This window comes from Pseudomonas sp. HN8-3 (assembly GCF_020790195.1).
Lineage (GTDB): Bacteria > Pseudomonadota > Gammaproteobacteria > Pseudomonadales > Pseudomonadaceae > Aquipseudomonas > Aquipseudomonas synxantha_A.
Genome location: NZ_CP086206.1, coordinates 1,952,994 through 1,964,502, shown reverse-complemented (window position 1 = coordinate 1,964,502; position 11,509 = coordinate 1,952,994). Strand labels below are relative to the sequence as shown.

Annotated in this window: 11 protein-coding genes and 2 pseudogenes; 5 read left to right on the top strand and 8 right to left on the bottom strand. The window is 58.7% G+C overall.

Annotated elements, in window-relative coordinates; genetic code table 11:
* Positions 1-163: 163 nt before the first annotated feature.
* Both fabA and fabB read left to right on the top strand, forming a co-directional pair.
* Positions 164-679 carry a 3-hydroxyacyl-[acyl-carrier-protein] dehydratase FabA gene (gene fabA / locus LJX92_RS08950; RefSeq protein ID WP_003210552.1) on the top strand — a complete coding sequence of 172 codons (516 nt, stop codon included), beginning with the start codon at positions 164-166 and terminating at the stop codon, positions 677-679.
* Positions 680-690: 11 nt separating this feature from the next.
* Positions 691-1,911, top strand: coding sequence for a beta-ketoacyl-ACP synthase I (gene fabB / locus LJX92_RS08945; RefSeq protein WP_005786601.1), 1,221 nt, complete (start codon positions 691-693; stop codon positions 1,909-1,911).
* Positions 1,912-2,098: 187 nt separating this feature from the next.
* On the opposite strand, the pseudogene LJX92_RS27070 reads toward fabB, so the two are convergent.
* The 3 genes and pseudogenes from LJX92_RS27070 to LJX92_RS08935 form a co-directional block, all read right to left on the bottom strand.
* Positions 2,099-2,695 (bottom strand): annotated as a pseudogene (locus tag LJX92_RS27070) (methyl-accepting chemotaxis protein); the annotation flags it as partial.
* Between the two features lie 306 nt (positions 2,696-3,001).
* Positions 3,002-3,661, bottom strand: a pseudogene (locus tag LJX92_RS27065) (MCP four helix bundle domain-containing protein); the annotation flags it as partial.
* Between the two features lie 160 nt (positions 3,662-3,821).
* A complete protein-coding gene (locus tag LJX92_RS08935) occupies positions 3,822-4,844 on the bottom strand; it encodes an amidohydrolase family protein (protein ID WP_164699499.1) in 1,023 nt (340 codons plus the stop codon).
* Between the two features lie 137 nt (positions 4,845-4,981).
* Between LJX92_RS08935 and LJX92_RS08930 the strand changes: the two genes are divergently transcribed.
* The gene (locus LJX92_RS08930) at positions 4,982-5,398 is read left to right on the top strand and encodes an OsmC family protein (protein WP_005786596.1); all 417 of its coding nucleotides are present in this window, start codon (positions 4,982-4,984) and stop codon (positions 5,396-5,398) included.
* A 64-nt stretch (positions 5,399-5,462) separates the two neighbouring features.
* Entirely contained in the window at positions 5,463-6,329 is an 867-nt protein-coding gene (locus LJX92_RS08925) for a pirin family protein (protein ID WP_032877088.1), read from the top strand.
* A 98-nt stretch (positions 6,330-6,427) separates the two neighbouring features.
* Here the strand turns inward: LJX92_RS08925 and LJX92_RS08920 are convergent, their stop codons facing one another.
* The 4 genes from LJX92_RS08920 to LJX92_RS08905 all read right to left on the bottom strand — a co-directional run bounded on the left by LJX92_RS08920 (position 6,428) and on the right by LJX92_RS08905 (position 10,141).
* Complete coding sequence (locus LJX92_RS08920; protein ID WP_032877089.1) at positions 6,428-7,156, bottom strand: dienelactone hydrolase family protein; 729 nt, start codon at positions 7,154-7,156, stop codon at positions 6,428-6,430.
* A 65-nt stretch (positions 7,157-7,221) separates the two neighbouring features.
* A complete protein-coding gene (gene htpG, locus LJX92_RS08915) occupies positions 7,222-9,126 on the bottom strand; it encodes a molecular chaperone HtpG (protein WP_005786592.1) in 1,905 nt (634 codons plus the stop codon).
* Between the two features lie 89 nt (positions 9,127-9,215).
* Positions 9,216-9,668: a PaaI family thioesterase gene (locus tag LJX92_RS08910; protein WP_005786590.1), complete on the bottom strand. Its 453-nt coding sequence runs from the start codon at positions 9,666-9,668 to the stop codon at positions 9,216-9,218.
* A complete protein-coding gene (locus LJX92_RS08905; RefSeq protein WP_032877090.1) occupies positions 9,665-10,141 on the bottom strand; it encodes a PaaI family thioesterase in 477 nt (158 codons plus the stop codon). The genes LJX92_RS08910 and LJX92_RS08905 overlap by 4 nt, the downstream gene beginning before the upstream one ends.
* Positions 10,142-10,297: 156 nt before the next feature.
* Between LJX92_RS08905 and LJX92_RS08900 the strand changes: the two genes are divergently transcribed.
* The gene (locus LJX92_RS08900; protein WP_005786587.1) at positions 10,298-10,555 is read left to right on the top strand and encodes a hypothetical protein; all 258 of its coding nucleotides are present in this window, start codon (positions 10,298-10,300) and stop codon (positions 10,553-10,555) included.
* Between the two features lie 83 nt (positions 10,556-10,638).
* Here the strand turns inward: LJX92_RS08900 and LJX92_RS08895 are convergent, their stop codons facing one another.
* Positions 10,639-11,379 (bottom strand): DUF599 domain-containing protein, encoded by a 741-nt coding sequence (locus tag LJX92_RS08895; protein ID WP_005786585.1) that lies wholly within the window; start codon positions 11,377-11,379, stop codon positions 10,639-10,641.
* Between the last annotated feature and the right edge of the window lie 130 nt (positions 11,380-11,509).

Below are 11,509 nucleotides of genomic sequence, written 5' to 3'. Positions count from 1 at the left end.
GTTTAAAATTTCAGTGAACAAGTGTACATTGAGTGCCTTGCCGCTGTGACTTTCACTACAACGCAATAGTCTATGTGTAGGCTGCCGCTATGAGGCATGAACGCTTCATTCGGTTCGGGAAGATTTGCCCAACCCAGCCGCATGGGATTATTGAGGAGCTCGCATGACCAAACAAAACGCCTTTACTCGGGAAGACCTGCTGCGCTGCAGTCGCGGTGAGCTGTTCGGCCCAGGTAACGCGCAACTGCCCGCCCCGAACATGCTGATGGTGGATCGCATCACCCATATCAGCGAAGAAGGTGGCAAGTACGGCAAAGGTGAATTGGTCGCCGAGCTGGATATCACCCCGGACCTCTGGTTCTTCGCCTGCCATTTCGAAGGCGACCCTGTGATGCCAGGCTGCCTGGGCCTCGACGCCATGTGGCAACTGGTCGGCTTCTACCTGGGCTGGCAAGGCCTGCCGGGCCGCGGTCGCGCCCTGGGTTCGGGCGAAGTGAAGTTCTTTGGCCAAGTCCTGCCGACCGCCAAGAAAGTCACCTACAACATTCAAATCAAGCGCGTCCTCAAGGGCAAGCTGAACCTGGCCATCGCCGACGGTTCGGTGACTGTCGACGGTCGCGAGATCTATACTGCCGAAGGCCTTCGGGTCGGCGTATTCACTTCCACTGACAACTTTTAAGGGTTATCCGCATGCGCCGCGTCGTTATCACTGGTCTGGGCATCGTTTCTTGCCTGGGCAATGACAAAGAGACCGTCACCGCTAACCTGCGTGCAAGTCGCCCTGGCATCCGCTTCAACCCGGAATATGCCGAAATGGGTCTGCGTAGCCAGGTTTCCGGCTCCATCGACCTGCCCCTCGAAGAACTGATCGATCGCAAGATCTATCGCTTCGTCGGCCACGCTGCCGCCTACGCCTACCTGGCCATGAAAGACGCGATCGCCGATTCGGGCCTGAGCGAAGACCAGGTTTCGAACGTACGCACCGGCCTGATTGCCGGCTCCGGCGGCGCATCGACCCTCAACCAGATGGAAGCGCTGGATATCCTGCGCGAAAAAGGCGTGAAGCGCGTTGGCCCGTACCGTGTAACGCGGACCATGGGCAGCACCGTTTCCGCCTGCCTCGCGACGCCGTTCGCCATCAAGGGTGTGAACTACTCGATCTCCTCCGCGTGCGCCACCAGCGCCCACTGCATCGGGACTGCCGTTGAGCAGATCCAGCTGGGCAAGCAGGACATCGTATTCGCCGGCGGCGGTGAAGAAGAGCATTGGAGCCAGTCGTTCCTGTTCGACGCCATGGGCGCACTGTCCACCCAGTACAACGAAACCCCAGAGAAAGCCTCTCGCGCCTACGACGCCAAGCGTGACGGTTTCGTCATCGCCGGCGGTGGCGGCATGGTCGTGGTTGAAGAGCTGGAACACGCTCTGGCCCGCGGCGCCAAGATCTACGCGGAAATCGTCGGCTACGGCGCGACGTCCGACGGCTACGACATGGTTGCCCCAAGCGGCGAAGGCGCGATCCGCTGCATGCAGATGGCCATGTCCACCGTTGATACCCCAATCGACTACCTGAACACCCACGGCACCTCGACTCCGGTCGGCGACGCCAAGGAAATGGAAGGCGTGCGCGCGGTATTCGGCGACAAGGCTCCGGCCATCAGCTCTACCAAGAGCCTGTCGGGTCACTCCCTGGGCGCCGCCGGCGTTCACGAAGCGATCTACTGCCTGCTGATGATGGAAGGCAACTTCATGGCCGGCTCGGCCAACATCGACGAGCTGGACCCAGCCGTTGCTGATATGCCGATCCTGACCAAGACCCGTGAAGATGCAAAAATCGACACCGTGATGAGCAACAGCTTCGGCTTCGGTGGCACCAATGCCACCCTCGTGCTGAAACGCTGGCAGGGCAAGTAAGCCTCGCAGGTTGATCACATGAAAAAGCCCCGACTGGTTCGGGGCTTTTTTTTGCGCTTTGATTTGAAACCGCGTCGCCTTCATCGCAGGCAAGCCAGCTCCCACCTTCGATCGCGTTCATCCTGAAGGAATGCAGTCCAGTGTGGGAGCTGGCTTGCCTGCGAACGGGTCAACCCGGTTCCCCGCCCTACACCGAAAACCGCGCCACCATCGAATTCAGGTCCACCGCCAACCGCGACAACTCCTGGCTCGCCGCGCTGGTCTGGTTCGCCCCGGCAGACGTCTGGTGCGCCAGGTCGCGGATATTCGTCAAGTTACGATCCACCTCCCGCGCCACTGCTGCCTGCTGCTCCGAAGCACTGGCAATCAACAGGTTGCGCTCGTTGATCAGGGTGAATGCCGAGGCGATCTCTTCCAGCGCCGTGCCGGCAGACTTGGCGATATCCAGCGTGGAACGCGCCCGCGTGTTGCTCTGTTGCATGGAACTGACGGCCTGGTCGGTGCCCTGCTGAATCCCACTGATCATCTGCTCGATTTCCTGGGTCGACTGTTGCGTGCGATGGGCCAAGGCACGCACTTCATCGGCCACTACCGCAAAACCGCGCCCGGCATCCCCGGCTCGCGCCGCTTCAATGGCCGCGTTCAGTGCCAGCAGGTTGGTTTGCTCGGCAATCGAGCGAATCACGTCCAGGACTTTACTGATGCCATAGACCTTTTGCGCCAGCGCCTCGACCTGGGTCACATTGGCGGTCACATCGGTAGCCAGGGCTTCAATCGACACCACCGTCTGCTGCACCTGCTCACGGCCCTGCTGGGCAATGCGGTCAGAATCGCGTGAAGCATGGGACGTGGCCACCGCGTTGCTCGCCACCTCTTCCACCGCCGCCGTCATCTGGTTGACCGCCGTGGCCGCCTGTTCGATCTCCTGGTTCTGCTGATGCAGGCCGCGCGTGGCATCCTCCGTCACGCAACTGAGTTCTTCGGAAGCAGAAGCCAATTGGTTGGACGATTCAGCAATGCGCCGGATAGTATCGCGCAGATTCTCTTGCATGCCCTTGAGAGCCTGCTGCAAACGCGCCGGCTCATCGCTGCCGCTCACGCGGATCTCACCGGTCAGGTCGCCGCTGGCCACGCCCTGAGCTACTTTCAGCGATTGGGCCAGCGGTAGCACGATGCTGCGGGTCAGCCAGACCGCCAGGCCAATGGTGATCAATGCCGTGAGGATGATCATGCCAATCACCCCGGTACGCGACTGACTGAAAACGCTTTGCGCGAGGCTGGCCGCCTGGTTGGCACTGGTTTTATTGAGGGTGACCAGATCGCGCAACGTGACGGCGATTTGATCGGCGAGCTGATTCATCTCACCGTTGGCCACTTTGATCGCTTCATCGAGCCGGTTGGCCTTGGAAAACGCCATTACCTGATCCTGACGTTGCAGGTATTGCTGTTCCTGGGCCTTGAAACGATCGAACAGCGTGCGCTCTTCAGGGAGCACGATCAGCCCTTCGTAGAGGGCTTGCGCATGGGGCATGCCATTCTTGAGGTCGGTCAGTTTCTGCTCGTTTTGTGCCAGCGCCTGCGGATCGCGGTTAACCAACAAGCGCAGGGTCAGCGCACGCACGCGCAGCAGGTCCTGATTCATCTCCCCCACCGCCATGACGCTGGGCAACCAGTTGTTCTCTACCTGGTCCGACTGCTGGCGCATATTGGCCATCTGCAACAGGGCAAAGCCGCCCAACGCGAATACCATCAAGGCCAGCACGCCAAAGCCCAAGCCGGCGCGAGGCGCGATATTCAAACTACGGATATTCATGCCTGGATTCCTTCCAAAAAAGTACTGCATCCACCTGCAGTGTGGTCTTGGAAGTTATCGGCACCCTCCGCCATTTATGTAAGACGAAAACGCGATATCAATGCACCTGACCATTGCCAGGCGGCTTGGGCAGGATGGCAAGGAAATTATCCCGCGCCACCTTGTGCGCCACCTCCTCGGGCAATGCATCGAGGAAGGGCTCGAAGCGACGCATCTCCTTACCTAACTTATTGAAACGCCCTACCACGTCAGATCCCAGCATAAAGCGCTCAGGGAAGCGCTCCACCAGCTTCACCCACTCCTGCCGAGGCTGACCCGCCTCATCCAGCAGATAGGGCGTGAGCATGCTCCAGGACAGGTCGATATACAGGTTGGGGTACGCCTCGAGCATGCGGTTCAAGGTGGGCAGCAAAAAGTCCATCTGCACCTGATGCCGGTGAATTTCCTTGCTGGTGCCAGCATGGGCCCAGATAAAGCGCGTATGCGGGTGGTTACGCAACGGCTCTTCGACTTCCGCCAGGTACAGTGGGTTACGCTCTCGCTTGGAAGTGATGTTGGAGTGCAGCATCACGGGCAGGTCGTTTTCGGCGGCCAGGTGGTAGATACGCGTCATGGCTTCGTTGTTGGCGCGGGGCGTGTCGCCTGAGGTCAGGGCGGTAAGGTCGTCATGGCGGGTAAACACTTCACCGATACCCTGCCACAGGCCGGGGTTGAGGTCGATCATGCGCTGGATATGGGCAGCGGAGTTCTTGTCGTTGGGGTTGAAGCCGGCCAGGAACGGGTGAAAGTGCTGGCGCTGCTCGGGGGTCAGCTTATTGACCGCTGCCGCGACAATCACATCGGTGGCGCTGTACCAATAGGCATCGGCGTCATCACCAGCGTAGTAGCGGGGGCGCTTGGGCTCGTCTTCGTGCCATTTCTTGGCCACGGGGATGCCGGAAATCATTACATGTTCGATGCGGTTCTCGGACATCGCCTTGAGCAGTTTGTCCATGCCTGCCGTTTCCTGGAAAAAATCCACGTAATGCATGTGCGCGTCACTGTAGGCATAGTCGCGGGCATGCGCGGCAAGGCTGCTGGCAGCGAGCAACAAGGCAAGACTCAGGCGGGTCCGAAGCACGGTGAAACCTCAATCAGGGCTGATACGGGTAGACCTTGCGCCTACCTTCGAGGTTCAGCGCGGAAAAACTGGAACACTTGGGCGCCAGCATGCTCTATAACTGCATGACCTTCATCCTGCCCCTTGAGAGGTTCGCCATGCCTGTTACCGTTAATACATTGAACGCTGAAAACTTCCGTCACAGCGTCAATATCAATCACCACGAACTGTTTACCGACCTGCCAAAGAGCCTGGGTGGCGACGACTCGGCGCCCTCTCCCCACGACTATTTCGATGCTGCGCTGGCGTCATGCAAAGCCCTGACGGTCAAGCTCTATGCGCAGAAGAAAGATATCCCGCTCACCGGCGTGACCGTTGAAGTGACCCACGACGCCGCCGAAGAGCAGAAAGGCAAATACAAACTCAGCGTCAAATTGACCCTCAAGGGTGTGCTGAGCGATGAGCAGCGCGAGGAGTTGCATCGCGTTGCGGACAAGTGCCCGGTACACAAGCTGATGACCACCGCCGAAATCAGCATCGAGACGAAATTATCGGAAGGTGCCTTCAGCGCATAGCGCCAACGTCCCATCGGGCGGGTTATGCTCAGACGCATCCAACCCGCTCAGACAGGGATGCACCATGACCACCCTTACCGTGATCCGCCCCCGCGCCGAAGATGTCGAAGGGCAGCCGATCCTGCGCCCGCTGCCTTCCCGTGAATGCCGTAGCGTCGGGCCCTTTGTGTTTTTCGACCATATGCTGCCCACCGCCTATGCACCGGGTACCGGCATGAATATCCGCCAACATCCGCATATCGGCCTGTCTACCCTCACCTACCTGTTTGAAGGCGCCTTGCAGCACAAGGACAGCCTCGGCTCGGATCAGGTGGTGCAGGCCGGCGATGTCAGCTGGATGACCGCTGGCAGCGCGATTGCCCATGTCGAGCGTACCCCCGAAGCGCTCAAGGCCAGTGGTTTCAACCTGCACGGCCTGCAGGTGTGGCTGGCCTCCCCCAAGGACCACGAGACCGGCCCCGGCCATTACAGCCATCACCCGGCGGCGAGCTTGCCGGTGAGCGATAACCTGGGCGTGCAGGTGCGCCTGATTGCCGGTGATGGTTTCTGTCTCAAGTCACCAGTGCCGGTGCTCTCGCCGACGTTGTATGCCGAGGTGCAGATGCAAACAGCCACCACCTTGCTGATCCCCGATGAGCATGAGGAGCGCGCGGTGTATGTGCTGGAAGGTGAGGCGCAGCTCGACGGTGAGCCGCTGGCAGTGCATAGCCTGGTGGTATTGCCGCCAGGGCAAGAGATGACATTGTTTGCCGAAACCGACTGCCACGTGGTGGTGTTTGGCGGGGCGCCGCTGGACGGGCCGCGGCGGATCAACTGGAATTTCGTGGCGAGCGATCCGGCAGTGATCGAGCACGCCAGACAGCGCTGGGCTGCTGGGGACTGGCCGAGGGTGCCGGGGGAGTCAGAACGAATTGAGTTGCCTGTGAAATAGCTATCGCAGGCAAGCCAGCTCCCACACTGGATGGGTGTACACCTTAAAATGTGGGAGCTGGGCATGCCCGCGATGGCGTCAGGTCAGGCGCCGCAGAGTCAGCCCTTGAACACTTCATCCAACAGGTTATGCATCGACTGGAAAGCCCGCGCAGCGGTCTTCGCGTCGTACATCATCTTGCCTGGCACATTGGCATGGGGATCGGTGAAGGAATGCACTGCGCCGCCGTAGCTCAGCAACTGCCAATCCACACCCGCTGCGTTCATTTCCCCTTCGAACGCTGGCAGTTGCTCTTTGGGCACCAATGGATCGGACGCACCATGCAATACCAACACTGAACCCTTGATGTTTTTCGCATCCGCCGGGTTCGGCGTGTCGAGGGTACCGTGGAAAGAGACAGCCGCCTTCACCGGCGCACCGGTACGTGCCAATTCCAGAGCGCAGCAACCGCCGAAGCAGAAACCGAAGGTTGCCAGCTTCGACTTATCAACGGCTGCCTCGGTCTGGCCTTGCAGTTGCTCGAAGGCCGCCTGCATACGCTTGTTCAACAATGGACGATCATTTTTCAACGGCATCATCGCTGCGCCGGCTTCATCGCCATTGGTCGGGCGTACAGTTTGCCCATACAAGTCGGCAATCAGCACCACGTAGCCTTTGCCGGCAACACTCTTGGCGATTTCTTCGGCACCCGCACTCACGCCCATCCAGTTCGGTGCCATCAGCAGCCCCGGCAGCGGGCCCTTGTGGCTGGCATCGAACGCCAGGCGGCTTTCATAAGACTGGCCATCAATCTGATAGACCACGGAACGTACTGTGACTTGGCTCATCATTTTCTCCAGTTGAGGAGGATTAACGAAAAAACCCGCCGAAGCGGGTTTTTTCTACAACGGTGTTAAACCGACAATTCAACCAACAGCTTGTTCAGTCGGCGCACATAGGCGGCCGGGTCTTTGAGGCTGTCGCCAGCGGCCAGAGCCGCTTGGTCGAAGAGGATGTGCGACAGGTCGCCAAACCGCTCTTCGCTCTGCTCGCCATCGAGTTTCTCGATCAGCGGGTGAGCCGGGTTGAATTCGAAGATCGGCTTGGAGTCCGGGACCTTCTGGCCGCTGGCTTCAAGGATCTGACGCATCTGCATGCCCAGGTCCTGCTCGCCAATGGCCAGGATCGCCGGGGAGTCGGTCAGGCGGTGGGAAACACGCACTTCACTGACTGCTTCGCCCAGGGACGCCTTGATCCGTTCAACCAGGCCCTCTTTGGACTTGGCGACTTCTTCGGCGGCTTTCTTGTCTTCCTCGGAATCCAGGTTGCCCAGGTCCAGGTCGCCACGGGCAACGTCAACGAACGACTTGCCGTCGAACTCGGTGAGGTAGCTCATCAGCCACTCATCGATACGGTCGGTCAGCAGCAGCACTTCGATGCCTTTCTTGCGGAAGACTTCCAGGTGCGGGCTGTTTTTAACCTGCGCGTAGGTTTCGCCAGTCAGGTAGTAGATCTTGTCCTGACCTTCCTTGGCGCGTGCCAGGTAGTCAGCCAGGGACACAACCTGCTCGCCGTCTTCGCCCTGAGTCGAAGCAAAACGCAGCAGGCCGGCGATTTTTTCCTTGTTGGCAAAGTCTTCCGCCGGGCCTTCCTTCATCACCTGACCGAAGTTTTTCCAGAAGCTCTTGTATTGCTCAGGCTCGTTCTTCGCCAGTTTTTCCAACATGTCGAGCACACGCTTGGTCAGCGCCGACTTCATGGAGTCGATGATCGGGTCTTTTTGCAGGATTTCCCGCGACACGTTCAGCGACAGGTCGTTGGAGTCGACCACGCCCTTGATAAAGCGCAGGTACAGCGGCAGGAAGGATTCCGCCTGGTCCATCACGAACACGCGCTGCACGTAGAGCTTCAAGCCCTTCGGCGCTTCGCGCTGGTACAGGTCGAACGGAGCACGGGCCGGTACGTAGAGCAGCGAGCTGTATTCCAGCTTGCCTTCAACCTTGTTGTGGCTCCAGCTCAGCGGGTTTTCGTAGTCGTGGCCGATGTGCTTGTAGAACTCCTGGTATTCCTCGTCCTTGATCTCGGTACGCGGACGGGTCCACAGGGCGCTGGCGCGGTTGACGGTTTCCCATTCCTCGGCAGGCTTCTCTTCGCCTTCGGCAGCCGTCTGTTCTTTCGGCAGCTCGATCGGCAAAGCGATGTGGTCGGAGTATTTCTTGATGATGTTGCGCAGGCGCCAGCCATCAGCGAATTCGTCTTCACCGGATTTCAGGTGCAGCACGATGCGGGTACCGCGATCTGCCTTGTCGACAGTGGCAATTTCAAACTCGCCCTCGCCTTTGGACGCCCAATGCACGCCTTCGCTGGCGTCGAGGCCGGCACGACGGCTGAATACTTCAACCTTGTCGGCAACGATGAAGGCCGAATAGAAGCCCACGCCGAATTGGCCGATCAGATGAGAGTCTTTTTTCTGGTCGCCCGACAGGTTCTTCATGAAATCTGCGGTGCCGGATTTGGCGATGGTACCCAAGTGGGTAATCGCGTCTTCACGGCTCATGCCGATACCGTTGTCTTCGATCGTGACGGTCTTGGCGTCCTTGTCGTAGCTCACACGGATTTTCAGTTCCGCGCCACCTTCCAGCAACTCAGGCTTGGACAGGGCTTCGAAACGTAATTTGTCGACAGCGTCAGAGGCGTTCGAGATCAATTCGCGAAGGAAGATTTCCTTGTTGGAATACAGCGAATGGATCATGAGGTGCAGCAGTTGCTTCACCTCGGTCTGGAAGCCCAGGGTTTCCTTTTGAGTTTCCACACTCATGGTCATCAAACTCCAATTGGATGGCAGTGGCCGCGCCCGAAAGGGTTGGCGGCGGGTTGTCATCAAAGTTGGGGGCTAAGACCGGGATTTCAAGGGCGGGCCAATTCCTCAATCTTGAAATGTGCGCGGGCGGTGGCAATCGGCTCGGCCTCGGTGGTTTGCCAGGCGGTGATCGCCACATTGGCGACGCGCCGGCCCTGGCGGCACACCTGGCATTTGGCGTAAGTGTCGCGAAACTGGCCGGCGCGCAGGTAATCCAGGGAAAAATCGATGATTTTTGGCAGGCCCGGAGCCCCGGTAAATACCCTTAGATGCAGGGCCGCCGACAGCTCCATGAAGCCGGCGATCACCCCGCCGTGCAACGCTGGCAATATGGGGTTACCAATATTGTCCTTGTTGGCCGGCAGGCGAAACAGCAGCTCATCTCCCAGACGGGTGCATTCGATGCCGATCAGCTTGGCGTAGGGCACCAAGCCCAGCAGGGCGTCGTAGTTGCCACGCTCGAGAGCCTGCTCCAGACGGGTCTTGAATCGATGCGTCATGCCTGCTCTCCCTTGATCGTGCTGCCCAGCCCTTGCGTACCTTTTAGGCGCTTGCCCATACGCATGAACGTGCCCACCACATGGGCGATGGGTTGTTGCGGGTCATCCTGATAGGCGAACCCGCGCGTGAAGATCACATCGGTGGTCACCCGGTAACATTGCGCGAAGCCATACACCGGCTTGTGCGGCTCGGCTGCACGCATGTAGTCGATACGCAGGTCCAGGGTCGGGCACACCTCGAATTCGGATAATACGCACAAGGTGGCCATGCCGCAGGCTGTGTCCATCAACGAGGTCAGGGCGCCACCATGAATCACGCAGGTTGCGGGATCAGCAACAAGATGTGGCCCATACGGCAACACCAGGGTCATGCCCTCCTCGCTTGCAGCGTGGACAGCCACACCCAGCACCTGACAATGGCGCAGCGCCGAGACAAAGCGCGCAGCACGCTCTAACAAGGGGTTTTCGGTCATTGTTTTTAGACTCTTATTAGTGTGAAAGCAGCGGACTAAATCGCCGGAAAAAGTTTTTGTGCGAAAAGCGTTATATATCTGTGGGACAAAAGGAACTAATGCTGGCCCCTTGGGTTCGAAAGGCCAGTAGATATCTTCAATAAGGAGAAACACCCCATGCGCAAGACATTAGCTATTTCCATGATGCTGGCCGCTGCACTCGGTCTGGCTGCCTGCGACAAGAAATCCGAAGACAAAGCCCAAGATGCCGCTGCACATTCTGAGCAAGCACAGCAAGACATGGCTAAAGCACAGGATAAAGTGAACGACGCTGCGAAAGAAAACGCCGAAGCTGCCAAAGCTCAGGCTGAATCGAACGCCGAAGCTGCAAAAGAAGCTGCACCTGCCGCACCTGCAGAACCTGCCAAGCAGTAATTGCCGGTTGTGAACCTGTAGTGCTGCAAAAGAAAGCCCGCTTATAAAGCGGGCTTTTCTTTGCCTGCTGTTTTATCCGGCCTTTAAGAAACACTCTCTTTTGCAGCATCCGAAGCTTGCATATTAGTCGGGGTATACACCATCACCTGCAAGACGTCGGAGTGAAACTCGCGGCGATAAAGCACCAATACCACCCCGCTGCTCATCAACATGAACAACCAAGGGCTGACAAACCAGGCCAGCATGGTCATGCCGAAGTAATAAGCGCGCAGCCCAAAGTTGAACTGGTTGGCCGCCATCGAAATCACCCGCGCCGCCCGCAAGGCAAATGCATTGCGCTCCTGCTCCGACACGTGCCGCTCACCAATCATCGGCGCCGAGCCCACCAGCACCGCAGCGAAGTTGTACTGACGCATGCACCAGCTGAAAGTAAAAAACGCATAGACAAATACCAGGGCCAGGCACAGCAACTTGATCTCCGACATGCCTTGGGAGGCCTGCTGCACCATAGGAATGTCTGCCAGCAACGACACCGCCCGCTCGGAAGCACCGAGCACGGTCAGAATACCCGCAAGGATGATCAAGGTGCTGGAGGCAAAGAACGAGGCATTACGTTCCAGGTTGCCGATCACGCTGGCATCGGCGATACGGTTATCGCGCAACAACATGCGACGCATCCAGTCTTCGCGGTACAGGTGCAATACGCTGGCCAGGCAGGCCGTATCCCGGGCTTTCCAGGTGGCATAACGGGTATAGCCACCCCAGCACAGGATGAACCAGAGGGCGGCAAGCAGATGGACTTGATTGGTTTCGACGAACGACATGCGGGTCCTTGTACACAGGATGATAGGGCCGACACGGTCCAAATGTGGGAGCTGGCTTGCCTGCGATAGCGTCTTTGCAGTCACCACCGCGCCAACCGATGTACCGCCATCGCAGGCAAGCCAGCTTCCA